The sequence below is a fragment of the Amycolatopsis sp. NPDC098790 genome, assembly GCF_044759945.1.
Classification (GTDB): Bacteria; Actinomycetota; Actinomycetes; order Mycobacteriales; family Pseudonocardiaceae; genus Amycolatopsis.
Genome location: NZ_JBIWAI010000002.1, coordinates 704,922 through 729,011, shown reverse-complemented (window position 1 = coordinate 729,011; position 24,090 = coordinate 704,922). Strand labels below are relative to the sequence as shown.

Below are 24,090 nucleotides of genomic sequence, written 5' to 3'. Positions count from 1 at the left end.
TTTCAGACGGCGGTGCGGTACAGCGCGAAGGTGGCCAGGTACGGCGTGGCGCGGGACTGCGTGACGACGACGCGGAAGTGCCGGGCGGTCACCGGCGCGGGCAGCGTGACCAGGCGGGTGTAGCCGATCGTGGTCACCGTGGCGAGGGTCTGCCAGGTGCCGCCGATCTCGGCCTGCACGAGCGCGCCTTCCACGTGCTGGCCGCGCGTGATGTCCTCGCCGAGCCGGATCTGGTCGACCGTGACCGGCCGCGGCAGCCGGACGTCGAGCGGGCGGTCCAGCCGTTCCGCCGTGGTGAGCGAGGAGTCCGTGACCGCCGCGGGACCGCCGGCCGCGAGGTTGCGGCCCTGCGTCCGGGCGATCGCCCCGCCGAAGCCGGCCAGCGCGGCGGCGTCGGCGGGCGCGATCCGGCCGTCCGGGCCGGGCGGGACGTTGAGCAGCAGCGACGAATTCCGCCCGACCGTGCGACGGTAGAGGTCGACCAGCTGCGCGCTGGATTTCGGCTGCTCGTCGGGGTGGTAGAACCAGCCGGGCCGGATCGAGACGTCGGACTCGGCGGGTGCCCACTGCAGGTACCGCACCGACGGGTCGGCCAGCTTCTGCCGGGACCCGAGGTCGGCCGCGGTGGCGCCGCCGACAAACAGCTCCTCGTTGTGCGCGGTGTTCGGGTCGCCGGTCGTCGGCAGCGGGCTCCACTCGGTCTCGCGCGCCTGCCCGGCCTCGTTGCCGACCCAGCGCACGCCGGCGGGCCCGGCGAAGGTGACGGTGTCCGGCGACAGCGCGTGGATCAGCTTGAACCACGTGGTGAAGTCGTAGGTTTCGCTGATCCCGTGATCGCGCCACGGGTTGGCGCCGTCGAGCCACAGCTCGTCGATCGGGCCGTACTGGGTGAACAGCTCGTAGAGCTGGTTGAGGTAGTAGGTGTTGTAGTCGTCCTCGTCGACGGTGAACCGCGGCAGCTTCCCGGCGGCGAGCGCGGCCGCGCGGTCGTCGTGCGGCACCAGCGTCGGGATGGTCCGGCGGGTGACCGCGCTGTTCGTGCCGTAGCGGCCTTGGCCCTGCGGCGCGCTCGCGCGGTCTTCGTAGGTGGCCTGTTCTTCGATGCTCAACGGCTGTCCGGCGGCGACCTTGGCCTCGATCCGCCGCACTTCGTCGGCGAAGAACTGCTTCGGCAGCTCGGCGCCGTCGGCGGGTGACAGGTAGACGCCGACCTTGAGCCCGGCCGCGCGCGCCGAATCGACGTAGTCGCGCAGGACGTCGCTACGCGGGTTGGTGCACTCGGCCCGCGTCTGCCAGTACGCCGAGGGGTCCTGCGCGCGGCCGGCCTCGGCCGCGTCCCGGGCCGGCGCCGCGCACCACGGGCTCGCGACGACGGAGTGGTTGGTGTAGCGCGTCGGGTAGAGGACGAAGCCGTCGTGGTGCTTGGCGGTGAGCATCACCTGCGTGACGCCGGCGGCCTTCAGCGACCGCATCCACTGGGCGGTGTCGACGGCCGGCGGGTCGAACACGGCCTCCTTCTCCGCGCCGGAGCCCCATTCGCGGTCGGTGAAGGTGTTCATCCCGAAGTGCGTGAACGCGGTGACCGGCCGTTGCTGCCAGGCGAGCTGACCTTTCCGGGGGACGACGGCGGCGGCCTTGGCGACGATCCGGCTCGGGCTGTCGCACGCCTGGACGGTCATGATGGTGGCGGGCCGGATCGGCCCGCTGCACGCGTCGGCCGCAGCGGCCGAAGAAACCGCAGGTAGCGTCGCCGAGACGGCGGCGATGGCGGCGAAGACGAGAGCGCGGATCGGCATGGTGCTCCCTCGTGGCGGACCGCGGCCACGAACCCGGCGGCGGCGAGACGGGGTGGACGATCGCCAGACTAGGTCGGCCAGCCATCGGATGTCTAGACCTGACGAAGTGACAACGAATGTCGTGGAGCGGCAACCCGCGTGGGGTCCGGTAGCCTGTGTTCACCATTCGAACAGCGGTACCGGACTTCGGCGGAGGCTCCCGTGACCAAACCGACGCGGTCCCCGGACGCCCGCGCGGACCAGGCGGACATCCAGGCGGTGAGCCGGGTCAGCCAGATCCTGTCGCTGTTCGAGCCCGCGACGCCCGAGGTCACCGCCGCCGAGGTCGCCGAGCGGCTCGGCCTCAACCGCACGACGGCGTACCGGTACTGCACGTCCCTGGTCGCGGCCGGTCTCCTGGAGCGCAGCAACGACGGCGGGTACGTGCCCGGCGGGCTGCTGCTGCAGCTCGGCGCGTTCGCCATCGGGCACCGCCGCGTGGTCAACCTCGCGCCGCGGCACATGCAGGCGCTCTCGCGCGCGACGCAGACCAGCGTCGTGCTGAGCCTGTGGGGCCTCACCGGGCCGGTGGTCTCGCGGGTGGAGGAGAACGCCTCGACGATCGTCATCGTGTCCGTGCGGGTGGGCAGCCACCTGCCGCTGGACACCGCGCAGAGCAAGGTGTTCCTCGCCTACCACGCCGACCAGCTGTCGATGGAACGGCTGATCGGCAACCTGTCCGGCACCGCGCGCGACGAGCTGCGCGCCGACGTCGACCGAGTCCGCGAAGTCGGCCACTGTTCGGCGATGAGCACGCCGGGGATAGTGGCGGTGGCGGCCCCGGTCTTCGACGAGTACGGCATCTGCGCGACGATGGCGATCGTGGGCCCGGACAACACGCTGTCGATGGGCGACGACACGCCCGAGCTGCGGGTCGTGGTCGACACCGCGCGCGAGTTGACTCTCGAGCTGGGCGGGCACTACCGGCCCGACGACCTCCAGCGCGCGGTGTAGGGCAGCCACGCCGGCGACGGCAGCGGCACGACGTCCGCGTACTCCCGCGTCCCGGCCAACGCGCTCCCCACGAAATCATCGGACACCCCGGCGACTCCGTCGACCAGCTCCCGGAGCACGGCGGGACCGCCGGTCCACAACGCCGTCACGACTTCGACGGCCCGCGCGCCCGCGGCGAGGAACCGCCGGACGTCGGCCGCCGTGCGGGCGCCGTTCGTTCCTATCAGAGGCACGTCGAGCTGTTGGAAAGCCTTGCCCACCCAGTAGAGGCTCATCGGCAGGCACCCCGGTGAACTCCACGCGCCCCACGATCCCAGCACCGCGCCACCCGACAGGTCGGGAAGGAAACCCGGGTACCGGCCGACCAGCCCGACCGCGTCCGCGCCCGCCGAACGAGCCGCACGGGCCAGCGCGACGACGTCCGACGCCTGGCCCGGCAGCTTCACGAACAACGGGACGTCGACGGCCGCCCGCACGGTCCGCACCGCGTCGGCCACACCGTCCACTTCGGTCAGTTGCCGCACCGCGCGGCCCTCGCGGCCGTGCGGGGCGCCGATGTTCAGCTCGACCGCCGGCACCACCGCAGCCAACGCCCGGCCGATCTGCCCGGCCGCGGCCGGGTCGCCGAGGGTGATGCTGCCGATCACCGGACAGCCGCGGGACGTGCCGTGCGCCACCGCCGCGGCCAACATCGACACCCACTCGTCGAGGTCCACGGCCGCCAGCCCGGACCGGTTGAGCAGGCCGTCACCCGGCCGGCCCGTGCCCGGCGGCCGCACCTCGCCGTCCACGGAAACGAACGCGTAGTCCGCGATCGCCAGCTGCGCCCGGGCGGCGGCACTTTCGTTCACCGACTTGGCCACCACCGCCCCGGCGCCCGCATCGATGCACGCGGTGATCCCGTCGAGGGTCATGGTCAGCTCCGAGGAGCCGACCCACACCGGGTTGGCGGTGGCCAGTCCCCCGACGTCCATTCAGGACAGTTTCGGGATCGTGCTGTCGTCGGCCATGTCGACGTCCTTCGTCTCCGGGCCGAGGAACCCGCCCAGGCTGATCAGCAGGCCCGCCAGGACGATCAGGACACCGGGAGCCAGGTGCGCCGGCATGAACCCGTCGAACTGCTGCAGGTAGAACTGGTAGAACGCCGGCGCGATGAGCGCGAGGCTGTAGCCGACGCCGTAACCGGTCGACCGGATGCTGGCCGGGAACCGCTCGGTCAGGTACGCCGCGATCGGGCCGAACGTGCCCACCGTGAACACGCCGATCAGCACGCCGAACCCGAGCGCCGCGCCGAAACCGCCGTCCGAGGCCATCAGCAGCGTGTACGAACCAGCGCCGAGCACGACCATCGCCAGGCCGTAGCCGATGTAGAACGGCCGTCGCCCGATGCGCTGCGACAGCATGCCGAACAGCGGGTACGACAGCGCCGCGGACGCGTTGATCACCAGCATCGTCAGCGTGACCTCTTTGCTGGACAGCTCCAGGTGCGCCTTCAGCTGCGCCGGCGTCACGGCGGCTTCCATGTTGGTCGCGAGCCACGTGCCGGTCATCAGGACGAACACCTGCCCCAGCGCCCGCGGGTACTTCTTCAGCAGCCGGACGAACGGGAGCTTGTGCTTTTCGCCGGTCAGCTGGGCCGGGGGCTCGTGGACCTGCTTGAGGTAGTAGCGGAACAGCACCGCGGCCAGCAACGCGCCGACGAAGAACGGGATCCGCCAGCCCCACTGCACGTACGCGCTGTGCAGACCCGCGGCGGGCAGCAGCTGCAGCATCAGCAGGGTGAGCGCGGCGATCACCGCGTACGCGGCGGGCGAGGTCGACGTGATGATCGAGGCGTAGAGGCCGCGCTTGTGCTTCGGGCTCCACTCCATCGCCAGCGGCACCGCCGTCGTGTACTCGCCGCCGAGGAAGATCCCGTCGACGAACCGCAGCGCGATGAGGATGCCGACCGACCACATCCCGATCGTCTCGTGCCCGGGCAGGCACGCGGTCAGCAGCGTGATCGTGCCGAACCCGCCGACCGCGACCAGCGTTGTGCGCTTGCGCCCGACCGTGTCGGCGAAGTGGCCGAAGATGACCGCGCCGAGCGGGCGCCCGATCAGCGTCGAGGCGAACACCAGGGACGCCAGCAGGGCCGTCGTGCTCGCGCTCAGGTTCGCGGCCTGGAAGTACGCGGTGGCCGGCGCCAGCACGACGATCGGCAGGTAGATGTCGAACTGGTCGACGAAGTAGGCGAGCGTTCCGCCGCGGACCGCGGCGCGCACCTTCGCGGGGTCCGGGCCGTGCGGGGTGCCGGGGCGAACGGCCGCCTCCGCGGCGTCGGGCGGTGTGGACATCGGCGTCCTCCGTTTTCGAACCTAGTGTTCACGAAGCGAACGTCAGACACTCTAAATACCGCCAACCGTGAATACAAGAGCGGTCACAGGGTTGACAGCCGGTCTTATAGTGAACTTTGACTTCATAATGCGAACGAGAGGCACGCTGATGAGCCCCGCCATCGCCGCCGTCCTGGACGGCCTGGTCGACATGCACGTCCACTCCGGCCCGAGCCCGTTCCCCCGGCGCTTCGATCACGTCGAGGCCGCGCAGGACGGCGCGCGCATCGGGATGCGCGCCATGGTCGCGAAGTCCCACCACCACAACACCCAGATGGACATCCTGGCCATGAAGGGCCGCCTCGAAGGCGTCAAGGCGCAGGCCTTCGGCGGCATCGCGCTGAACAGCACGGTCGGCGGCCTCAACGTGCACGCCGTGCGGATGACCCTGCGGATGGGCGGCAAGGTCGTCTGGTTCCCGACCATCTCCTCCGGCCGGCACATCGACTGCCACCCCGAGGACGGCGCCTTCCCGACCACGACCGTCCCGCTGACGCTGGAACGCATCGACATCGTCGACGGCGAAGGCGCGCTCAAGCCCGAGGCGCTCGAGATCCTCGACGAGATCAAGGAGCAGCGGGCCGTCCTCAACGGCGGGCACATGTACCCCGAGTACATCAAGACGCTGTTCCAGGAGGCCCACGAACGCGGGATGAAGCGGATGGTCGTCAGCCACCCCGACTTCGTCATCGGCGCCGACCCGGCGCTGTGCCGCGAACTGATCGAGTTCGGCGCGTTCATCGAGCACGAGGTCGGCATGTACGACCCCGAAGGCACGCAGAAGTGGGACCCGAAGAACCTGCTGACCTGGATCGAGGCGCTCGGCCCGGAGCACACGGTGCTGGCGTCGGACTTCGGCCAGAAGGCCAACCCGAAGCCGGTCGACGCGTGGCTGCGCGTCGGTGAAGCGCTGCTCGATCTCGGCCTGCCGGAGAAGGACCTGCGGCGGATGGTCCGCGACAACCCGACGTACCTGCTGAACCTCGACGCCTGAAAGGACCCGCTCGTGTACGAAAAGGACGACCCCCGCGCGGGCCTGGCCACCGCGGCCCGGCCCGACAGCGGTGCCGCGATCACCGCCGCGCAGTACCTCGACCTGCGCGAGACGCCGGTCGTGCGGGCGCAGAACGTCATCCTCGTCCACACCGACGCCCGCGACGGCGACGACCTCGACAACGGGACGCTGGAAGGTGAGCTGGCGATCGTCGTCACCGACGCCTCCCCCGCGTTCACGGTGCTCACCGCCGGTGGCGAGACCAAAGTGGACTCGCCGGGGCTCGTCGTGGTCCCGCCCGGCGCTTCCCGGATCAGCGTGCACGGCGACGGTCCGCTGGTCCGGCTGGTCGAAGCGACCGAACCGGCGTGGCGGGATCGCGTCGGCAACGCGGACGCGTACGCCCAGGACCACCCGCGCGTCACGCTGCTGGAGCGCTGGCCCGCGCCCGCCGAAGAGCGCGTCCGCTTCTACCCGCTGTCGGACGTGCCGGACGACCCGAAGCGGTTCGGCCGCATCTTCCGGACGCGGTCGTTCATGGTGAACTTCCTGCCGCTGCAGGACGGCCCGCGCGACCCGCGCAAGCTCTCACCGCACCACCACGACGACTTCGAGCAGCTTTCCCTGGCCGTGCAAGGGGAATACGTCCACCACATCCGCACGCCGTGGCTGCCCGACAGCACGACCTGGCGGGAGGACGAGCACGTGCGGATCGGCAGCCCGTCGGTGACGGTCATCCCGCCGCCGACCGTGCACACCTCCGCGGCGAGCGACCCCGGCGTGAACCAGCTGATCGACATCTTCAGCCCGCCGCGGGTGGACTTCTCGGAGAAACCGGGCTGGGTCCTGAACGCCGACGATTACCCGATGCCGTGAGCGCGCGCACTGGCGGCGGGTTGTTCACCCGCTCGCACACCCCCGTGGGCACCTGGCTCAAGATCGCCTCGACCGAGCCGGCCGAGATCATGGCGTTCGCCGGCTTCGACTTCGTCGTCGTCGACCTGGAACACGCACCTCTGGACCTGGTGACGGCGTACCGGCTGATCAACACCGCGGCCGCGCTCGGCATGACGCCGCTGGTGCGCGTGCCGGACAAGACACCGTCGACGATCCAGAAGATCCTCGACGCGGGCGCGAGGGGCATCCTCGTCCCGCACGTCGACACGGTCGAAGAGGCGGCGGCGGTCGGGCGGGCGTGCCGGTTCCCGCCGCACGGCGTCCGCGGCGCCGGCGGCACCAGCCGGGCGGGCTCGTGGGGCCTGCGCCCGAACGCGGAGTACCTCGCGGAAGGCAACGACGACGTGCTGTGCATTCCACAGCTGGAAAGCGTCGAGGCGATCAAGGCCGCGCCGGACATGCTCGCACTGGACACAGTGGACGCCGTGTTCGTCGGCGCGGCGGACCTGTCGATGTCGATGGGCTCGACGCCCGCGTCGCCGGACGTGCTCGACCTCGTCGCCTCGGCGATCGCGGCCGCGCACGACGCCGGGAAGAAGTGCGGGCTCGCGTTCGGCGGGGCCCCGGAGAAGGCCGCGCGGGCGGTCCGGGACGGCTGCGATTTCGTCCTGCTCAGCAACGACACGACGATGCTGGCCGAAGCCGCCCGCGGCCTCGTCACGGCCTTCCGGGACGCGGCTTCATGACGCTTTCCCTGCCGCGCACGGCGTTGTCGATCGCCGAACTGGACGACCTCGACCACGACGGGGCCGTCCGGTTCGTCCGGGCGCTCGAGGAGTTCGGCCACCGGATGGTCTGGATTCCCGAGGTCAACGGCCGCGAGGCGTTCACGACGGCGGCCCTGGTCCTGGCGTCGACGTCGTCCTTGATCGTCGGCAACGGCGTCGCGCGGGCCCTGGAGCGCGTGCCGAAGTCGGCGGGCTCGGCGGCGCGGGACCTCGCCGCCGGCCACCCCGGGCGGTACGTGCTCGGGCTCGGGGTCAGCGGCGCGGTCCGCGAACGCGGGGTCGGGCCGCTGCCGTTCCTGCGGGAGTACCTCGACGGCGTCGACAAGGTGGCGCCCGGGGTGCCGAAGGTGCTCGGCGCGTACTCGGAGGGGATCACGCGGCTGGCGGCCGAGCGGGCCGACGGGCTGATCACCTTCCTCGTCACGCCGGAGCACACCCGCTGGGCGCGCGAGACGGTCGGGGACCTGTTCCTGTCCGTCGTCCAGTGGGCGGTGGTCGGCCGGTCGCGCGCCGCCGCCCGCGAGGTCGCCCGGGACCGGCTCGCCTACTACCTGACGCTCCCCCACCAGCTCGCGAAGCTGAAGCGGCTCGGCTTCACCGACGCCGATCTCACGCCGCCGGGATCCGACCGGCTCGTCGACGCGCTCGTCGCCTGCGGCACGCCTTCGCAAGTCCGGGAAGCGGTGCGGGCGCAGTACGACGCGGGTGCCACCCAGGTCGCGTTGACGCTGGTCGGCCCGCTCGACGACGCGAAGCTCGACGCCTACCGGGCCCTCGCCTTGGAGGAAAACTGATGCGCACGGCCGAGAAAGTCATCATCACCACCGCGATCACGGGCTCGGTGAACATCCCGTCGCAGAGCCCGCACCTGCCCCTGTCCGCCGACGAGGTCGCCGACGCCGCTTTGGAGGCGATCGAGGCCGGGTCGGCGATCGTCCACCTGCACGCCCGTGAGCCGGACGGCCGGCCGACGCCCGACCCCGACGTGTTCGAGAAGATCGTCGGGCGGATCACCGCGGAGTCCGACGCCGTCATCAACATCACCACCGGTGGCGCGTCGTCGATGACCATGGACGAACGGCTCGCGGCCGCCTACCGGCTGCGGCCGGAGCTCGCGTCGATGAACATGGGGTCGATGAACTTCGTCTACTCGGGCATCGCCGACAAGGTGACGGAGTGGAAGCACGACTGGGAAAAGCCGTACGTGCTCAACACTTACTCCCATCCGTTCGTGAACACGTTCGACAAGATCGAGCACACGCTGCGGACGCTCGGCGAGTCCGGGACGCGGTTCGAGTACGAGTGCTACGACATCGGGCACCTGTACTCACTGGCGTACTTCGTGGAGCTGGGCCTGGCAAAACCGCCGTTGCTGATCCAGGGCGTGTTCGGCGTCCTGGGCGGGATCGGCGCCGACCACGCGAACCTGGAACACATGGTGCGCATCGCGGACAAGCTGTTTGGCGACGACTACGCGTTTTCGGCGTTCGCCGCGGGCCGCGACCAGATCGGCTTCGGCACGCACAGCGCGTGGCTCGGCGGGCACGTGCGGGTCGGCCTGGAGGACAGCCTGTGGATCGGCAAGGGGCGGCTCGCGGAGAGCAACGCCCAGCAGGTCCGGAAGATCCGGGCGGTGGTGGAGGATCTGGGCAAGCCGATCGCCACCCCGGCCGACGCGCGCGCGATGCTGGCACTGCGAGGAGGAACGGCATGAGCTTGCTGACGGGCAAGGTGGTCCTGGTCGTCGGGGCCAGTTCGGGCATCGGCGCGGACGCCGCGCGGGTGTTCGCTTCGGACGGTGCTTCGGTGATGCTGGTGGCCCGGAACGAAGAACCGTTGGCCAAATTGGCGGCGGAGCTTTCCGACCACGACGTCGCTTACACGACGGGCGATGTGTCTTCGGCGTCCGATGTGGACGCTTTCGTTTCGGCGACGGTGTCCCGCTTCGGCCGCCTCGACGGCGCGTTCAACAACGCGGCGATGGGCGGCGGCGGCCGGCTCGACCAGGTGTCCGAAGAGGACTTCGACCGGATCATGGCGGTGAACGTCAAGGGCACGTGGCTGTGCCTGCGGGCGGAGGTCGCGGTGATGGAGAAGCAGGGATCGGGCTCGATCGTGAACGTGAGCAGCATCGGCGGCCTGCGCGGCAGCCCGGGCATGGGCGCGTACCAGGCGACGAAGCACGCGGTGATCGGCCTGACCCGCACGGCCGCCCACGACTTCGGGCCGCTGGGCATCCGGGTCAACGTGCTGGCCCCGGGCCCGACGGAAACACCGATGCTGGACGAGCTGCGCCGCACGATCCCGGGCGGGGTGGAGGCCCGGATCGCGGCGACGCCGTTGCGCAAGGCGGGCACGGGAACGGAAGTGGGCTCGACGGCGGCGTTCCTGCTGAGCGACCGGGCGAGCCACTTGAGCGGAGTGGTGGTCCCGGTCGACGGCGGCTTCACGGCGTAGTCCCGCCGGGTGGTGGCCAAGCCCCGCCACCCGGCTACGCCTCGTCAGCAACCGGCGGGATTGGCACCTTGAACCGGGGCCGCCGCCGGATGCCGGCTACTCGCAACGGGTTCAAGTACAAACGCGACCGAGCGCGCGCGATCAGCGCGAACTCGCGAAGGTAAGGCCAGACCGGCGTTCCCTCCTGCTGGGAGTCACGCAAGGCCAAGAAACCGGACTCCTCGGCGGCATCGACGATTCGAACGACAGTCAGTCCCCACAACGCGATCGCATCGGACATCGAGACGTACCGGCGGCAGCACAGGAAGCCCAGCATGTTGAGGGACGCCAGCGCGTGGTTTGCCGACCGGAAATCGTCGGCTGACAGAGCTTCGGGAGACTCCCCGGTCTCGCGCAGCTCGAAGACGACTCGCCGGCCGTGCTGGTTCTCGGGGACCAGCTGCTTCTCATGCGCGTTCAACAGCAGGTCCCGGCGGGAAGTCCGCCGGTTGTAGACGAACACGAACGTGCTGAGCAGCACCGCGATGAACGACACGACGACGGCCATGCACGGAGGATGCCCGACGATTCCGGAGGGCGGCAAGCAGCCGGTTCGCCGCCCTCCACCCCGCTTCAGGCCAGGTCGGGGATCAGCTCGCCGATCAGCCGGATGCTCTTCAGCACCTTTTCGTGCGGGATGCCGCCGATCTGCTGGAGGCACATCATCCGGTCGATGCCCAGTTCGGCGTACGCGCGCAGCTTCTTGCGGCACGTCTCCGGGCTGCCCACGATCAGCGAGTCCTGCGCGCTCAGGACCTCGAACACCTCGTCGTCCGGGACCTGCTCGCCCTGCAGGATCCGGGCGATCAGGAGGTTCGCCTCCGACGGCGAGTTCGACGCCTCGCCGCGCAGGAATTCGCCCGTCAGGCCCGGGGACTTCACCAGCTCCTCGTTGCGGGCGTTGGCGCGCACGAACTCCGTCGCCGCTTCGAAGAACGTCAGCGCCGTCACCGTGTACCACGCCGCGGCCGCCGCCGCGCCGTTGCGCATGGCCTCTTCGTCCGTGTCCGCGCAGTGGACGAACGTGAAGAAGCCGACCTGGTCGTTGACGAACGCCCCGACCGGGTCCGTGCACTCCGCGGCCGCCGCCCGGTACAGGTCGATCAGGCGGCCCGCGCGTTCCAGGGACTCCCACATGGTCGTCCCCAGTACGCCCACCCCGCGCCGGCCGGCCTCCTCGAACGACGCCGGGCTGGCGGCCGCCTGCCACAGCGGCGGGTGCGGCTTCTGCAGCGGCTTCGGCCCGATCCCGACGCCGTCGACGCGGTAGGCGTCGCTCTCGTAGGAGAACCGCTCGGAGGTCCACATCTTCGGCACCATCTCGAAGGCCTGCTGCGTCTGGGCGCGCGCGTCGTCGGGCTCGATGCCGAAGAGGCGCCACTCGGGGATGGTCGACCGGGTCAGCCCCAGCTCGACGCGCCCGCCGCTGAGGTGGTCGAGCGTCGCCGCGCGCTCGGCGACGCGGATGGGGTGGTTGAACCGCCCGGGCGCGAGCACCGCGGAGTGCCCGAGCCGGATCCGGCTGGTCCGCTGCGAAAGCGCGGCGAGCATCAGTTCGGGCGCGGACGAGAGGCTGAATTCGCCGGCGCCGTGGTGCTCGACCTGCCACCAGCACCCGTAGCCGAGCTCGTCGGCGAGGACGGCCTGGTCGATCGCCTGCCGGAACCGCAGCTGCTCGTGCCCTTCGGGCCAGGGTCGCGGGTTCTGGATTTCGTTGAACAGGTCGATCTTCATCCACGGCTCCTCTTCATCGGGGTCACCGCAAGGTCAGTCTCCGAGAGCTACCGGGTCGTTACGGATGGTCACCCGGACGGAGCAGCTTGGTCCTCGGCCCGTCCCGGTGGCACGCTTTTCACCGGACGGAAGGCGGTGCCCATGGCGATCCAGCCGGACGGGCCGCGGCGGGCCGAGGTGCTCGCCGCTCTTTCGCTCGCCGTCGATCTCGGGCTCGGGCAGCCCATGGAGCACATGCTGCGTTCCGCACTGATCGCCACGCGGCTCGCCGACCGGCTCGGGCTCGACGACGAGCAGCGCGGCACCACCTTCTACGCCACCCTCGTCGCCTGGATCGGCTGCCACGCCGACTCGCACGAACTGGCCGCGTGGTTCGGCGACGACATCGCCTTCCGCTCCGCCACCTACCGCGTCGACTGGGCCGGCCTGCCCTTCCTGCGCCTGCTCGCCACGCACGCCGGCCGGGACCGGACGCCCGTCGCGCGGGGTGTCGTCGCGGCCGCGTTCCTCCTGCGGGCCCGCGGCCGGCTCGCCGAGCTCATCCACTCCCACTGCTCGTCCGCCGGGCGGCTCGCCGACCGGCTCGGGCTCAACGAGACCGTCGCCCGGGCGCTGGCCGGCACCTTCGAACGGTGGGACGGCAGCGGCCTGCCCGCCGGCGCCCGCGGCGACCGGCTCCCGATCGAGGTGCGGGTCGTGCACCTGGCCGAGGTCGCCGAGGTCCACCTGCGCCGCGGTGGGGTCGCGGCCGCCGTCGCGATGGCCCAGGCACGCAGCGGCCGCCAGTTCGACCCCGCCGTCGTCGCGGCTTTCACCGGCGCCGCAAGCGAAATACTGGACGGCCTGCTCGACGCCGACGTCTGGACGGCCGCCCTCGAACAGGCCCCCGACCGCGACCGGACGCTGACCGGCGACGAGCTCGACGAGCTGCTCACCGCGATCGGCGACTTCGCCGACCTCAAGTGCCCGTTCGCCATCGGGCACTCGCGCGGCGTCGCGGACCTCGCCGCCGAAGCCGCCCGCCACAGTGGACTGTCCGAACCGGACGTCCGGCTCGTCCGGCGGGCCGGGCTGGTGCACAACCTCGGCCGGATGGGCGTGCCCAACAGCATCTGGGAGAAACCCGGCCCGCTGACCGAAGCCGAGCGGGAACGCGTCCGGCTGCACCCCTACCTGACCGGCCGGATCCTGCGCCGGGTAACGGGTTTGGAGCAGGTCGCCGCGGTCGCGGCGGCGCACCACGAACGGCTCGACGGCTCCGGCTATCCCCTCGGCGCGGCCGGCGCGGCGCTCAGCCCGCACGCCCGGCTGCTCGCCGCCGCCGACGTCTACCACGCGTTGCGCGAACCGCGGCCGCACCGCCCGGCGCGCGACGCCGTGGACGCGGCCGAAATCCTGCGGCAGCAGGCACGGGAGTCCAAATTGGACACTCATGCCGTCGACGCCGTGCTGCTCGCGGCCGGGCACGCGCGCCGCCGGGCGGCCCACCCCGCGGGGCTGACCGGGCGCGAGGTCGAGGTGCTGCGGCTGCTCGCCGGCGGGGGCACGAACCGGGCGATCGCGCGGGCGCTGTCGATCAGCGAGAAGACGGTCCGCAACCACGTCGAGCACATCTACGCCAAAGCCGGCGTCTCCAACCGGACCGGCGCCGGGCTGTTCGCGCTCGAACACGGCATCGCCGGCCTGCCCGGAAGATGAGGCATCCGCCCCATGCGCGGGCGGGCGGCCGGGCACGAGGCTGGGGCGCACCGAAAGGAGCCCATCATGCCCACCCGTGCCGTCATCAGCCTCACCACCGGACTCGAAGACCCCGAGAAGGTCACCGTCGCGTTCCTCGTCGCGGTCGGCGCCGCCGAACAGCACCGCGCGACCCTGATGTTCCTCACCAAGGAGGCGGTCCGCCTCGCCCTCGACGGGTTCGCCCAGGCGACGGCCTGCGAGGGCTGCCCGCCGCTGGCCGACCTGGTCAAGCGCTACGAAGCCGCCGGCGGCCGGTTCCTGGTCTGCCCGATCTGCTTCACCGCCCGCCACCTCACCGACGAAGGTCTGGTCGCGAACGCGTCCCTCGGCGGCACCGTGCCGATGTGGGAGTGGATCGGCGACGAGCCCGTCACGACGTTCAGCTACTGACGATGACCACCGCAGGAGAGAAGTTCGCCCGCGCCCTCGCGGCCCGCGACGCCGCCGGGCTGCGCGCGGTGCTGGCCGGCGAAGTCGATTTCGCCGCGCTCACCCCGGGCCGCCACTGGAGCGCCACCGATCCCGCGGAGATCGTCGACGACGTGATCTTCGGCCGCTGGTTCGGTCCCGGCCGGACGATCCACGAGCTGTGCTCGGTGACGACCGGCCGGGTCGCGGACTGCGAGCACGTCACCTACCGGCTGCGCGTCGAGCGCGACGGCGTCGACCACCTCGTCGAGCAGCAGGCGTACTACACGGCGCAAAACGGCGAAATCGGCTGGCTGCGCGTCCTCTGCTCGGGCTACCGGGCGCTCGCGGGCTGAGAATCCGATCACGTCGGCGTGGCTCGCCGCGCCGCGGGGCCGTCCGCCTGCCATCCTCTTGCGGTCAGGGAGACAGGCGGACGGAGGCACCCGTGGGCGTCATCAGCTGGATCGTGCTCGGGCTCATCGCGGGCTTGATCGCGAAGGCCCTCATGCCGGGCAAGGACCCCGGCGGCTGCATCATCACGATCCTGCTGGGCATAGCCGGCGCGTTCGTCGGCGGCTGGGTCGGCAAGACCTTGTTCCACACGGATCTCGGCACGTTCTTCGATCTCCGCACGTGGGGCCTGGCCATCCTCGGCGCGCTGATCATCCTGGTCATCTACCGAATGGTCTTCGGCCGCAGCCGCCGCGACTAGCCCGCGCCGTCGCCGCAGCCCAGGGCGGCAGGTGATAATCCACGCCCATGAGCGCGGAACTGGAAATCCTGCTGGTCGAGTACCAAGCCTTGCGCGAGGACGACCGCGGGACCTCCGGCAGCCAAAGCGCACTGGCCAGCGTGTTCGTGGCCTTGCTGGCCGGGCTGTTCGCGATCTTGGTCGGCGACTGCCGGTTCCGCGGTGCGGCGATGGCCGCGGCCAAGAGCGCCGGAAGTTGTTACGACCTTCCGGAGCCCGTGTACGTCGCGGCTCCGGCGTTGCCGTTCGCCGTGCTGTGCTACATCATCATGCTCGGCACGCAGGTGACCATCAAAAGCTTCTACATGCGAGCGATCGAGAACGAGCTGCGGCGCCACCGCACCGAGCTGCGCGCCATCCCGGGGATCCTGGCCGGCTCGGCGACCGAGCTCGTCCTGGCGATCACGAGCCCGAGGCGCGGCAGGCGCTCCTACTTCGTCATGTTGCTCTTCCTTACCTTGAGCTTCGCCGTCGCACTCGGTGGGTGGGTCGTGTTCGTGGCCCTCAGCCTGTCCGTCCCGGCCATGATCGCGATGTTCGCGCTCTACGCTCCGCTGCTGGCGCTCCTGCTCCAGCAAGGGATCCTCGCCAACACGGGTTGCCGGAAACTCCTGCACGGCGCGGCGGAACACCTGCGGAACAGCCGGGACTACCCTCTGACCGCCCTGGCGCCGGAAGCCGGGCCGATCCACCGGCCCGGCGAGCGATCGCTGCTTTCCTACCTGGTGCTCCCCCGCCCGCTCGACACGGTCAAATGGACTTTCATCCCGATCGCCTACGCGGTAGGAGCGGTCACCGCCGGCCAGTGGCCAGGCGGCTCCGGCCTGCTGGCAGCGGCCGCGGGCTGGCTGGTCTTCGAGTACCTGATCTACCAGGGCCGCTACCAGTGGAACGACATCCGCGGCCTGGCCGACGACCAGAACCACCCGGCTCGCCGCGAACGAGGGCGGCTACCGGTGAGCCGTCGGGGACCACTCCACTCGGTGGCGCTGAGCACCATCGTGATCGTGGCCCGTGCCGTGCTGGCCGTGGTCATCGCGTTCACGGTCGTTCCGTCGCCGGTCTCGGCGGTCATCCTGATCTCGTTCGCGGGCGTCTGGGTTCCGGCCTGGCTCTACGAATTCCTCCGGGCCGGGACCTCGCGCCCCGGTAGCCGGGCCGTGGCGATCTGGCTGGTGGTCGGGGTCGGGTACGCCGTGCGAGCTTCGGCCGGGTTGGCGCTGGCCGGCATCGTCCCCCATGGGCAGACCGCGGGCACGTTCTTCTTGTTCGCTGCGGCAGCCTGGGCCTTCGGGATCGTCTTCGTAACGCTGACGTGGGTCTTGGAGGCCATCGGCCACTGCGCCCAGGCTGCCGACGGGACGCTCGAGAAGCCGGCCGGTCTGGTGGCGAAGCCGCATCTGGAGCGCCTGTTGCGTTTCACACCGTTCCCGTCGCGATCGGTGCCGAGTGCCGACGGTTCGGCGGCGTCGCTGCGTGCCCTCACCGGGAAATCTGCTGTCGTGACGCCGTGGAACGCGGGGCTCGTCGTCGCCACCGTCTGCGGGATAGCCGCCTGCGCGCACGGCGGGCAGTTGCTCCTCACGGTGGCGGGTGGTCTGGCCGCGGGGTTCGTCGTCTTGACGCCGTCGGTTGCGGGACGCTGGGTCGTCACTGTGGTGACGGTCGCGGCGCTCGGCCTCACCGCCGCGTCGGTCGGCGACTGGCGCGGTACGACCGGCGCGACCGCGGTGGCAGGGCTTTTTTTCGTCGTGTACTGCGTCTTCCGCCAGTCGGCGTACCAGGATCTCCGGGACGCCCTCAAGAAAGTGGGCGTGGGAATCGCTTCGCTGAAGAACCGGGCGGGCCGGGCCGCGACCTGGCTGGTGATGCGGTTGGTCGGCCGCCGGACGTGGGCCCTCGTGACCGGCTCGGCCCCACCCGCGGAGTGACCGTGACCGTGGGGCCGAGTGTCCGGCGGCCGACCTGACACCGGTCAGTTCAGGCTCACGCCGTAGGCGCTCATCGCCTCGCCGACCGGCTGGAAGAACGACGTCCCGGTGCCCTTGCCGGACGTGATGCCGAGGCCGACGCTGCCGGCGAACAGGCAGCCGCCCGAGTCGCCCGGGTTGACCAGCGCGTTCGTCTGGATCAGCTGGGACACCGAGCCCTCGGCGTAGTTCACCGTCACGTTCGTGCGCGTGACCGAGCCCGACGTCAGGCGCGTGGTGCTGCCGCTCTTGCTGATCCGCTGGCCGACCGTCGCGGTGCCGGCCGAGCTGATCCGCTGCGTGGAGCCGTTCCACAGGGTGACCGCGCCCGGCGCGCTGCCGGTGGTGTTGCGGATCAGGCCGTAGTCGTTGCCCGGGAAGCTCGACCCCTGCGACGGGCCGACGTTCCACTGCGACACCGCGCGCGTGCAGTGGCCGGCGTCGAGGATGTAGTTCTGGCCGCCGCGGTTGGTGTTGAAGCCGACCGAACAGCGGGTGCCGCCGCCGGTGATGGCCTCGCCGTTGTAGATCGCCGTGTGCATCTCGCCGGCGACCCGCTCGACCCGGACGCGGTCGCCCAGCGACGCCGCGGCCGTCAGCAGCGCGTCGGTGCCCTTGGCCGCGTCCGCGACCGTCAGCACGACCTGGTTGGTCTTCGGGTCGAGCCCGACCGAGGTGTGCGCGACGGCGGGCAGCGCCTGCAGGGCGTTCTGCGCGCCCGCGAGCGCCGCGCTCGAGTGCTTGACGACCCGGGCCTGCGCGCCGGACGCGGTGACCCGGTCGGCGGCCGCCTGGTCGAGCACGTTCACCACGGGTTTCGCGGCGGCGTCGAGGTAGCCGTCGACCGCGCGGGTGCCGAGCGCGGCGGTGACCTGGTGCAGGGTCTCGACGCTCGCCGCCTGCGTCCGCAGCAGCGCGACCGCCGCGGACTCGCTGACGCCGGCCTCCGCGGCGAGGGACGCGACGGCGTCGCGCTGGACGTCCGGTGAGTAGCCGTCGATGGTGACCGCGCCGGCCGGGCTCGTCAGGAAGCCGGCGACCGCGGCGGTGGCCACCAGCGCGGTGGCGCTGCGGGCGAGCAGGTGTCTTGTGCGCATGCCGGTACTCGCTTTCACGGGGAACCGGCGCGAGGGATGGCCACGCCGGTCGCGATGGGGGTGTCCGCCCGAGCCTGCTGCCGCCTGGAAGACCGCGGTACCGACTTTCGTCGTACAGGACAAAAGATAGGTACCGGGCATATCGGACGCCACCCTCCGCCCGCACAGTAACCGGGCAGCGACGGCGGACCAGTCCCCTGCTGCGGTCCGCTCGACCGTCCACTTGCGACAGACCGGCGGCTCAACCCCCGGCGGGCCAGGCGATGTCGTCGATCGTCAGGAACGGCTCCCCGGCCACCAGCGCGGGCGTGCTGCCGGTGAACGCCCGGACGTCCCGGTGGAGGTGGGACTGGTCGGCGTAGCCGGCGTCGGCCGCGACGCGCGCCGCGTCCTGGCCGGCGACCAGGCGGTGCACGGCGTGGTCGAAGCGCACGAGCCGCGCCGCGCGCTTGGGTGGCAGCCCGACCTGAGCCTGGAACCGGGACCACAGGCGCTTGCGGCTCCAGCCGACCTCGGCGGCCAGCCGGTCGACGCGGACCCGGCCGCGGGTGCGGACCAGCCGGTGCCAGGCCCACGCGACCTCCGGGTCGGCCCGCGGTCCCGTCTCCCCGCGACGGGCGAGCAGCGCGTCGGTCAGCGCGAACCGCTCGTCCCACGAAGGGGTCTCGCTCAGCCGCTCGCCGAGCCGGGCCGCCTCCCGGCCCCACAGGTCGTCCAGGGTCACGAACCCGGCCAGCTCGCCCGGGCGGACGCCGAGGACCGCGCCCGCGACGACCGGCGGCAGGCGGACCTGCACGCAGGCGAAGTCCGTCGCGTGGGTGATGCGCGTCAGGCCGAACCCGAGCCCGGCCACGACGCTCCCCCGCTGCCCGCGCCCGGCGGCGTCGGCCACGGCGACGGTCCCGGCGCCGAAGATCACGGCCAGCGTCACGGCCGGGGGCGGGATCAGCCGGAGGCCGGCCGGGGTGCGGCCGCGGTCGCGGAAGCCGGCCATCGCCGCCCCGGCGACCCGGCCGGGGCGGGCCGGGCGAGCGACGTCCCACAGGGCCTCGGCCACGGCTCCAAGTTACGCGGAACATTCGTCCAAGCCACGCGGGCGGCCGCACGGCCAGGCTCGGCGCATGACGAACCTGCACGTGACCGACGACGGCCCCCGCGACGCCCCGGTCCTCCTCCTCGTCCACGGATCCGCATCCTCGACCCGATCCTGGGACGCCCTGCTGCCCCTGCTGACCGGACACCACCGCGTGGTCCGGGTCGACCTGCTCGGGCACGGCCGGTCCGGTAAGCCGGCCGACGCCGGCTACGGCGTTCCCGAGCAGGCCCGCCGGGCCGGGGCCGAGCTGGACCGGCTCGGCATCGGCCACGCCGTCGCCGTCGGCCACTCGTCCGGCGGCTTGGTCGCGACCGCGCTCGCCGAGGAGCGGCCCGGCCTGGTGACCGCGGTGGTGCTGGTGAACACGGGACCGGGGATGGACACCTACATCGGTCCGCAGACCGCGTTCGCCCCGGAACAGTGGGCGGAGCTGACCGACGGGCAGATCCGCGACGCCATGACTTCCGCGTTCGGCCGGCCCGATTGCGAAGCTCCGGCGTCGCTCGTCGAGGACGTGCGCGCGATGACCTTCGCGACGTTCACCGCGGCGCAGCGGGCGGCCGTCGAGTACCTGGTGCGGCAACCGGTCCCGGACCGCTTGACGGCGCTGGGCAAGCCGGTGCTGGTGCTCTTCGGCGAGGACGACCGGCGCTGGCGGCCGTCGACGTCCCTCGCGGCTTACCGGACCGTGCCGGGCGCGCGGGTCGTTCCACTGCCCGGCGCCGGCCATTCGCCGATCCTCGAAGACCCGGCGGCGACCGCGGCGGCGTTGCTGGCGTTCACGCTGAACAGGCGGAGTTCGGCCAGCCCGCGCACGTAGCGGCTGGCGCGCAGGTCGCTCGGCATGACGAGCGTCGGCCGCGGCAGGAGCTCGCCGTTGTACCGCGTCGCCAGCAGCGCGGCGCAGTGACCGAACTCGGGATCGATCTCCGCCAGCGACAGCACGACCCGGAAGCCGTCCTCGGCGACGGCCACCACGACCACGGTCAGGCCGGACATCTTGTGCCGCGGATCCAGCGGCAGCGGGCCCTCGCGCAGGACGTCGTAGAGGTGGACGCCGTGCACCTCGTGCCGTTCCCGCTTGCGCCGGGTGACGTATTCGACGTCGAGCCGGACCTGCGAGCGGGCCCGCAGGTCGCCGATGTCGAGCAGCCGCGAAGCACACCCCGTCCCGGTCACGAGCACGCGCCCGGCCGGCGGCGGGGGGTGCTGCTCGAGGGACGTCACGCCCCCAACGCTAAGCCGCGGCCGCGGTGCCGGGCATCCACCGATCAGGCACGAAATGGTCGCGAATGCGGCACGATCCGCGGCGGGAACCCGCAGAAGCGGAGGTACCGGTCAGCCAGTGGCGAGGGAGATCTCCGTCGACTTGACCAGCGCGACCACCGGGGTGCCCGCTTCGAGCCCCAGCTCGGCGACGGCTTCCCGGGTGATGGACGCGGTGAGCTCCCCACCGTCGACGGCGACCTTCACCGTCGCCATCGCGCCGCCGGCCGCGACGGCGGTGACCCGGCCGGGCAGCTGGTTGCGGATGCTGATGCCGGTGACCGGCCCGGTGGCCAGCGACACCTCGGTCGACTTGACCAGCGCGCGCACGGCCGTCCCCTCGGCGAGGCCGAGGTCTTCGACGGCTTCCCGCGTGACCGCGGCGGTGATCTCCTGCCCGCCGGACAAACGCGCCTTGACGGTCGCCATCGCCTCGCCGGCCGTCACGGCGGAGACCGTCCCGGCGAGCTGGTTGCGGATGCTCAAGCCCATGGGCCGCACGGTAATCGCCCGCCGGCACTCGCGCATCCCGCGCGAGCATAACCCTGTCCAATACCCACTTTCGAGCGCTCTCAAACAAGCCCGGCTCGACCTCCGCCACCCCGGCCCCGGGTGGCAGGATGTGGCCGATGAGCATGCGGACCAGGAACAACGTCGTCGAGACCGGGCGCGAAGACGGGCCGGTCGTGCTGCTCGCGCACGGCTTCGGCTGCGACCAGAACCTGTGGCGCCTCGTCGTCCCCGCCCTCGCCGAGCGGTACCGCGTCGTGCTGTTCGACCACACCGGCGCCGGGCGCTCGGACCTGTCCGCCTGGACCCCGGAGCGCTACGGCACCCTCGACGGCTACGCCGACGACGTCCTAGCCCTGTGCCGCGAACTCGACCTGACCGACGTGGTGCTCGTCGGGCACTCGGTCAGCGCGATGATCGCCGTCCTGGCCGCCAACCGCGAGCCCGAGCGGTTCGCGAAGCTCGTGCTGCTCACGCCGTCGCCGTGCTACATCGACGACGACGGCTACCGCGGCGGCTTCAGCCGCGAGGACATCGACGAGCTGCTCGAAGCGCTCGAGTCGAACTACCTCGGCTGGTCGGCGACGATGGCGCCGGTCATCATGGGCAACCCCGACCGCCCGGAGCTGGGCGAAGAGCTGACGAACAGCTTCTGCCGCACCGATCCCGCGATCGCGCGGGTCTTCGCGCGCGCCACGTTCCTTTCCGACAACCGCGCCGACCTCGCGAAGGTCTCCGTGCCGACGCTGGTCGTCCAGTGCGCGCAGGACGCCATCGCGCCGCCCGAGGTCGGGCAGTTCACCCACGACGGGATCGCCGGCAGCAGGCTGGTGACGCTCGACGCGATCGGGCACTGCCCGCAGCTGAGCGCGCCCGAAGCCACCGCGGCCGCGATCGAGGCGTTCGTGAGCGGCCCATGATGTGCGACGCCGGCGCGGGTGGCCGGGAAGACGCGGACCCGGCGTTTTCCGCGCTGCTGGAGGACAGCGCGGAGGACCTCTACGAGAACGCCCCCTGCGGCTACCTGTCGACGCTGCTGGACGGCACCGTCGCGAAGATCAACGCGACCTTGCTGGGCTGGCTCGGCTACGAGCGCGAGGAGATCGTCGGCCGACGGCAGTTCTCCGACCTGCTGACCGTCGGCGGCCGGCTGTACCACGAGACGCACTTCGCGCCGCTGCTGCGCATGCAGGGCGAGCTCGGCGGCGTCGCACTGGAGCTGAAGACGGCGAGCGGCGGCCGGCTGCCGGTGCTGGTGACCTCGAAGATCAAGACGGGGCTCGACGGCGAGGCCCAGCTCGTCCGCACCACGGTGTTCGACGCGCGCGACCGCCGCGCCTACGAACGGGAACTGCTGCGGGCGCGCGACGAGGCCGAGCGGGAACGCGACCGCGTGCAGCGCCTGGCGCGGACCCTCCAGCAGACGCTGCTGCCGCCGTCACCGGCCGAGGTGCCGGGCATGCAGGTCGCGGCGTACTACCACCCGGCGTCGGCCGACGAGGTCGGCGGCGACTTCTACGACCTGTTCCCGGTGACCGGCGACACGTGGGGGTTCTTCCTCGGCGACGTCTCGGGCAAGGGCGCGCCGGCCGCGGTGGTGACGTCGCTCGCGCGCTACACGCTCCGGGCGGCCGCGGTGCACGACCCGGACCCGGCCGTCGCGCTCGGCACCCTCAACACGGTGCTCAACCAGCAGTTCCACCGCACCGATCCGCGCTACTGCACGGTGATCAACGGCCGCATCCGGCCGGACGGCGACCACGCCGCGGTCACCCTGGCCGGCGGCGGCCACCCGCCGGCGTTGCTGATCCCGGCCGGCGGGACCGCCCGGTTCCTGCCGCTGCGGGGCGGCCAGCTGGTCGGCGCCCTGCCCAGCGCGCGGTTCGTCTCCGCCGACGTGCGCCTGGCGCCCGGCGACACGCTGCTGCTCTACACCGACGGGCTGACCGAAGCCCGCGCGAACGGCCGCACCCGCTACAGCGAGGACCGGCTTCGCGAAGACCTGACCGGCCTGGCGCCGACGACCGCCCCGGCGGTCGTCGAGGCGGTCACCACCCTGCTGGCCGGCTTCGGCGACGGCGTCGAGGACGACACCGCCCTGCTGGCGTTCAGCATCCCCCTGCCCGGAGGCGATCAGCCATGACGAGCCCGTTCTCGACGTCGACCGAACCCGCGGACACGGGCCCGATCCTGACCGTCCGGGGTGAGCTCGACGTCGCCACGGCGCCCCAGCTGCGCACCCGGATCGCGGAGCTGGTGCTGGCGGCCGGGCAGCTGCTGGTCGTCGACCTCGCCGGGGTGACGTTCTGCGACTCCAGCGGGATCTCGGCGCTGATCGCGGCGCGCAACGCCGCCGAGGCGGCCGAGGCGTCGCTCGCCCTGGTCGCCGTGCCGGCCCGGCTCACGAGGACGTTCGCGCTGACCGGGCTGTCGGACTTCTTCCCGACCTACCCGACGGCCGAGGAGGCCGTGCGTCAGAGGCAGGGCGGCCGGTAGCCGTCGACGCGCAGGCCGCGGAACTCGAGCCGGTTGGGCGTCTTGCCGACGAAGACCAGGCCGCGGGCTTCGGTGAGCGCCGACGCGAACGAGTACGCCGGCGTCCCCAGCTCCGGCAGTGACGTCCACGCGCGAGGCCGGAAGCTGAAGAACTTCGTGACGAGCTTCCCGCGCGTCGACGGCACCAGCGTGAGCCACTTGTCGCCGCCGCTCCAGTGCGACGCCGGGCGCAGCTGGACGTAGAGGTCGTCGGTCGCGCGGTAGGTCAGCCAGAAGCCCGCCGACCGCGAGAGGTCGGCCTGCGCTTCGAACTGGTTCCCCAGCCACACGACGGCCACGTGCCACTCGGCGTTCAGGAAGTCGATCTTCGCCGTGTACCCGCGTCCTTCAGGGACAAGAAGGTTCCCGGTGGCCGGGACGGTGGTGCCCTCACCGCTCGCGAGCCACTGCTGCAGCCGGTCGATCGACGGCGTCGCGCACTCGCACGGCGTCGGCGGCGACGCGTTCGCAGCCGGGGTGACCAGGGAAAACAGGAGGAGGGATGCGATGACCGCGAGCGTCCGGGCGAAGGCGAGGCGCATGCGGGGAAGCTAGCACACCGGATGTGCGCTGCGTCACGGAATGCGCGTCGATCTTGGGCGCTACACAGGGGTAGGAACCGATCGAACCCCAAGGAGGGC

General features: G+C 71.8%; 25 protein-coding genes and 1 pseudogene. 16 read left to right on the top strand and 10 right to left on the bottom strand.

Annotated elements, in window-relative coordinates; translation table 11 throughout:
* Window positions 1-2 precede the first annotated feature (2 nt).
* Window positions 3-1,796, bottom strand: coding sequence for an alpha-L-fucosidase (locus tag ACIQWX_RS17025; RefSeq protein ID WP_400871216.1), 1,794 nt, complete (start codon window positions 1,794-1,796; stop codon window positions 3-5).
* Window positions 1,797-1,997: 201 nt separating this feature from the next.
* Between ACIQWX_RS17025 and ACIQWX_RS17020 the strand changes: the two genes are divergently transcribed.
* On the top strand, window positions 1,998-2,789 hold the full coding sequence (locus tag ACIQWX_RS17020; protein ID WP_400871213.1) for an IclR family transcriptional regulator: 792 nt from the start codon (window positions 1,998-2,000) through the stop codon (window positions 2,787-2,789).
* Here ACIQWX_RS17020 and ACIQWX_RS17015 read toward each other — a convergent pair.
* Both ACIQWX_RS17015 and ACIQWX_RS17010 read right to left on the bottom strand, forming a co-directional pair.
* Window positions 2,756-3,763, bottom strand: coding sequence for a dihydroorotate dehydrogenase (locus tag ACIQWX_RS17015; protein WP_400871210.1), 1,008 nt, complete (start codon window positions 3,761-3,763; stop codon window positions 2,756-2,758). The genes ACIQWX_RS17020 and ACIQWX_RS17015 overlap by 34 nt on opposite strands.
* Window positions 3,764-5,125: an MFS transporter gene (locus ACIQWX_RS17010; RefSeq protein ID WP_400871207.1), complete on the bottom strand. Its 1,362-nt coding sequence runs from the start codon at window positions 5,123-5,125 to the stop codon at window positions 3,764-3,766.
* A 148-nt stretch (window positions 5,126-5,273) separates the two neighbouring features.
* Between ACIQWX_RS17010 and ACIQWX_RS17005 the strand changes: the two genes are divergently transcribed.
* The 6 genes from ACIQWX_RS17005 to ACIQWX_RS16980 are packed head-to-tail and all read left to right on the top strand — an operon-like array spanning window position 5,274 to window position 10,300.
* Window positions 5,274-6,158 carry a DUF6282 family protein gene (locus ACIQWX_RS17005; protein WP_400871204.1) on the top strand — a complete coding sequence of 295 codons (885 nt, stop codon included), beginning with the start codon at window positions 5,274-5,276 and terminating at the stop codon, window positions 6,156-6,158.
* A 12-nt stretch (window positions 6,159-6,170) separates the two neighbouring features.
* Window positions 6,171-7,034 carry a hypothetical protein gene (locus tag ACIQWX_RS17000; protein WP_400871202.1) on the top strand — a complete coding sequence of 288 codons (864 nt, stop codon included), beginning with the start codon at window positions 6,171-6,173 and terminating at the stop codon, window positions 7,032-7,034.
* The gene (locus tag ACIQWX_RS16995) at window positions 7,031-7,801 is read left to right on the top strand and encodes an HpcH/HpaI aldolase/citrate lyase family protein (RefSeq protein WP_400871199.1); all 771 of its coding nucleotides are present in this window, start codon (window positions 7,031-7,033) and stop codon (window positions 7,799-7,801) included. The genes ACIQWX_RS17000 and ACIQWX_RS16995 overlap by 4 nt, the downstream gene beginning before the upstream one ends.
* Window positions 7,798-8,637 (top strand): LLM class flavin-dependent oxidoreductase, encoded by an 840-nt coding sequence (locus tag ACIQWX_RS16990; RefSeq protein ID WP_400871196.1) that lies wholly within the window; start codon window positions 7,798-7,800, stop codon window positions 8,635-8,637. Before ACIQWX_RS16995 ends, ACIQWX_RS16990 begins: the two co-directional genes overlap by 4 nt.
* Window positions 8,637-9,557 carry a 3-keto-5-aminohexanoate cleavage protein gene (locus ACIQWX_RS16985; protein WP_400871193.1) on the top strand — a complete coding sequence of 307 codons (921 nt, stop codon included), beginning with the start codon at window positions 8,637-8,639 and terminating at the stop codon, window positions 9,555-9,557. Before ACIQWX_RS16990 ends, ACIQWX_RS16985 begins: the two co-directional genes overlap by 1 nt.
* A complete protein-coding gene (locus ACIQWX_RS16980; RefSeq protein ID WP_400871190.1) occupies window positions 9,554-10,300 on the top strand; it encodes an SDR family NAD(P)-dependent oxidoreductase in 747 nt (248 codons plus the stop codon). The genes ACIQWX_RS16985 and ACIQWX_RS16980 overlap by 4 nt, the downstream gene beginning before the upstream one ends.
* A gap of 34 nt (window positions 10,301-10,334) precedes the next feature.
* Here ACIQWX_RS16980 and ACIQWX_RS16975 read toward each other — a convergent pair whose 3' ends face one another.
* Together ACIQWX_RS16975 and ACIQWX_RS16970 are read right to left on the bottom strand one after the other, a co-directional pair.
* Window positions 10,335-10,847, bottom strand: a complete 513-nt coding sequence (locus tag ACIQWX_RS16975) for a hypothetical protein (RefSeq protein WP_400871187.1) — start codon at window positions 10,845-10,847, stop codon at window positions 10,335-10,337.
* 65 nt (window positions 10,848-10,912) lie between these two features.
* Window positions 10,913-12,073 carry an LLM class flavin-dependent oxidoreductase gene (locus ACIQWX_RS16970; RefSeq protein ID WP_400871184.1) on the bottom strand — a complete coding sequence of 387 codons (1,161 nt, stop codon included), beginning with the start codon at window positions 12,071-12,073 and terminating at the stop codon, window positions 10,913-10,915.
* 141 nt (window positions 12,074-12,214) lie between these two features.
* On the opposite strand from ACIQWX_RS16970, the gene ACIQWX_RS16965 reads away from it, so the two are divergent.
* From ACIQWX_RS16965 to ACIQWX_RS16945, 5 genes are all read left to right on the top strand, one after another.
* A complete protein-coding gene (locus tag ACIQWX_RS16965) occupies window positions 12,215-13,771 on the top strand; it encodes an HD domain-containing phosphohydrolase (RefSeq protein WP_400871181.1) in 1,557 nt (518 codons plus the stop codon).
* 66 nt (window positions 13,772-13,837) lie between these two features.
* Entirely contained in the window at window positions 13,838-14,203 is a 366-nt protein-coding gene (locus ACIQWX_RS16960) for a DsrE family protein (protein ID WP_400871178.1), read from the top strand.
* 2 nt (window positions 14,204-14,205) lie between these two features.
* Entirely contained in the window at window positions 14,206-14,577 is a 372-nt protein-coding gene (locus ACIQWX_RS16955) for a hypothetical protein (RefSeq protein WP_400871175.1), read from the top strand.
* A gap of 92 nt (window positions 14,578-14,669) precedes the next feature.
* Window positions 14,670-14,936, top strand: a complete 267-nt coding sequence (locus tag ACIQWX_RS16950) for a GlsB/YeaQ/YmgE family stress response membrane protein (protein ID WP_400871173.1) — start codon at window positions 14,670-14,672, stop codon at window positions 14,934-14,936.
* Window positions 14,937-14,983: 47 nt separating this feature from the next.
* Window positions 14,984-16,906 carry a hypothetical protein gene (locus ACIQWX_RS16945; protein WP_400871170.1) on the top strand — a complete coding sequence of 641 codons (1,923 nt, stop codon included), beginning with the start codon at window positions 14,984-14,986 and terminating at the stop codon, window positions 16,904-16,906.
* A 44-nt stretch (window positions 16,907-16,950) separates the two neighbouring features.
* Here the strand turns inward: ACIQWX_RS16945 and ACIQWX_RS16940 are convergent, their stop codons facing one another.
* Both ACIQWX_RS16940 and ACIQWX_RS16935 read right to left on the bottom strand, forming a co-directional pair.
* Window positions 16,951-18,042 (bottom strand): S1 family peptidase, encoded by a 1,092-nt coding sequence (locus tag ACIQWX_RS16940; protein WP_400871167.1) that lies wholly within the window; start codon window positions 18,040-18,042, stop codon window positions 16,951-16,953.
* Between the two features lie 241 nt (window positions 18,043-18,283).
* Entirely contained in the window at window positions 18,284-19,099 is an 816-nt protein-coding gene (locus ACIQWX_RS16935; RefSeq protein WP_400871164.1) for a helix-turn-helix domain-containing protein, read from the bottom strand.
* 64 nt (window positions 19,100-19,163) lie between these two features.
* On the opposite strand from ACIQWX_RS16935, the pseudogene ACIQWX_RS16930 reads away from it, so the two are divergent.
* A pseudogene (locus ACIQWX_RS16930) lies at window positions 19,164-19,847 on the top strand (alpha/beta fold hydrolase); the annotation flags it as partial.
* On the opposite strand, the gene ACIQWX_RS16925 reads toward ACIQWX_RS16930, so the two are convergent.
* Together ACIQWX_RS16925 and ACIQWX_RS16920 are read right to left on the bottom strand one after the other, a co-directional pair.
* Window positions 19,817-20,365 (bottom strand): molybdopterin-binding protein, encoded by a 549-nt coding sequence (locus ACIQWX_RS16925; protein ID WP_400871161.1) that lies wholly within the window; start codon window positions 20,363-20,365, stop codon window positions 19,817-19,819. The pseudogene ACIQWX_RS16930 and the gene ACIQWX_RS16925 sit on opposite strands and share 31 nt — an antisense overlap.
* A gap of 111 nt (window positions 20,366-20,476) precedes the next feature.
* Complete coding sequence (locus ACIQWX_RS16920; protein WP_400871158.1) at window positions 20,477-20,896, bottom strand: molybdopterin-binding protein; 420 nt, start codon at window positions 20,894-20,896, stop codon at window positions 20,477-20,479.
* A 137-nt stretch (window positions 20,897-21,033) separates the two neighbouring features.
* Between ACIQWX_RS16920 and ACIQWX_RS16915 the strand changes: the two genes are divergently transcribed.
* The 3 genes from ACIQWX_RS16915 to ACIQWX_RS16905 are packed head-to-tail and all read left to right on the top strand — an operon-like array spanning window position 21,034 to window position 23,410.
* On the top strand, window positions 21,034-21,834 hold the full coding sequence (locus ACIQWX_RS16915; protein WP_400871155.1) for an alpha/beta fold hydrolase: 801 nt from the start codon (window positions 21,034-21,036) through the stop codon (window positions 21,832-21,834).
* Window positions 21,831-23,057, top strand: a complete 1,227-nt coding sequence (locus tag ACIQWX_RS16910; RefSeq protein ID WP_400871152.1) for a PP2C family protein-serine/threonine phosphatase — start codon at window positions 21,831-21,833, stop codon at window positions 23,055-23,057. The genes ACIQWX_RS16915 and ACIQWX_RS16910 overlap by 4 nt, the downstream gene beginning before the upstream one ends.
* Window positions 23,054-23,410, top strand: a complete 357-nt coding sequence (locus ACIQWX_RS16905) for an STAS domain-containing protein (protein ID WP_400871149.1) — start codon at window positions 23,054-23,056, stop codon at window positions 23,408-23,410. Before ACIQWX_RS16910 ends, ACIQWX_RS16905 begins: the two co-directional genes overlap by 4 nt.
* On the opposite strand, the gene ACIQWX_RS16900 is transcribed toward ACIQWX_RS16905, so the two are convergent.
* Complete coding sequence (locus ACIQWX_RS16900) at window positions 23,389-23,991, bottom strand: hypothetical protein (protein ID WP_400871146.1); 603 nt, start codon at window positions 23,989-23,991, stop codon at window positions 23,389-23,391. The two genes, ACIQWX_RS16905 and ACIQWX_RS16900, sit on opposite strands and share 22 nt — an antisense overlap.
* Window positions 23,992-24,090 lie beyond the last annotated feature (99 nt).

Coding starts and splice junctions, on each gene's coding strand:
- ACIQWX_RS16970 (WP_400871184.1), bottom strand. CDS start 12,073: ATGAAGATCGACCTGTTCAACGAAATCCAGAACCCGCGACCCTGGCCC.
- ACIQWX_RS16940 (WP_400871167.1), bottom strand. CDS start 18,042: ATGCGCACAAGACACCTGCTCGCCCGCAGCGCCACCGCGCTGGTGGCC.
- ACIQWX_RS16900 (WP_400871146.1), bottom strand. CDS start 23,991: ATGCGCCTCGCCTTCGCCCGGACGCTCGCGGTCATCGCATCCCTCCTC.
- ACIQWX_RS16920 (WP_400871158.1), bottom strand. CDS start 20,896: ATGGGCTTGAGCATCCGCAACCAGCTCGCCGGGACGGTCTCCGCCGTG.
- ACIQWX_RS16985 (WP_400871193.1), top strand. CDS start 8,637: ATGCGCACGGCCGAGAAAGTCATCATCACCACCGCGATCACGGGCTCG.
- ACIQWX_RS16980 (WP_400871190.1), top strand. CDS start 9,554: ATGAGCTTGCTGACGGGCAAGGTGGTCCTGGTCGTCGGGGCCAGTTCG.
- ACIQWX_RS16990 (WP_400871196.1), top strand. CDS start 7,798: ATGACGCTTTCCCTGCCGCGCACGGCGTTGTCGATCGCCGAACTGGAC.
- ACIQWX_RS16945 (WP_400871170.1), top strand. CDS start 14,984: ATGAGCGCGGAACTGGAAATCCTGCTGGTCGAGTACCAAGCCTTGCGC.
- ACIQWX_RS17010 (WP_400871207.1), bottom strand. CDS start 5,125: ATGTCCACACCGCCCGACGCCGCGGAGGCGGCCGTTCGCCCCGGCACC.
- ACIQWX_RS16910 (WP_400871152.1), top strand. CDS start 21,831: ATGATGTGCGACGCCGGCGCGGGTGGCCGGGAAGACGCGGACCCGGCG.
- ACIQWX_RS16965 (WP_400871181.1), top strand. CDS start 12,215: ATGGCGATCCAGCCGGACGGGCCGCGGCGGGCCGAGGTGCTCGCCGCT.
- ACIQWX_RS16915 (WP_400871155.1), top strand. CDS start 21,034: ATGAGCATGCGGACCAGGAACAACGTCGTCGAGACCGGGCGCGAAGAC.
- ACIQWX_RS16955 (WP_400871175.1), top strand. CDS start 14,206: ATGACCACCGCAGGAGAGAAGTTCGCCCGCGCCCTCGCGGCCCGCGAC.
- ACIQWX_RS16905 (WP_400871149.1), top strand. CDS start 23,054: ATGACGAGCCCGTTCTCGACGTCGACCGAACCCGCGGACACGGGCCCG.
- ACIQWX_RS16975 (WP_400871187.1), bottom strand. CDS start 10,847: ATGGCCGTCGTCGTGTCGTTCATCGCGGTGCTGCTCAGCACGTTCGTG.
- ACIQWX_RS16960 (WP_400871178.1), top strand. CDS start 13,838: ATGCCCACCCGTGCCGTCATCAGCCTCACCACCGGACTCGAAGACCCC.
- ACIQWX_RS17015 (WP_400871210.1), bottom strand. CDS start 3,763: ATGGACGTCGGGGGACTGGCCACCGCCAACCCGGTGTGGGTCGGCTCC.
- ACIQWX_RS17025 (WP_400871216.1), bottom strand. CDS start 1,796: ATGCCGATCCGCGCTCTCGTCTTCGCCGCCATCGCCGCCGTCTCGGCG.
- ACIQWX_RS17005 (WP_400871204.1), top strand. CDS start 5,274: ATGAGCCCCGCCATCGCCGCCGTCCTGGACGGCCTGGTCGACATGCAC.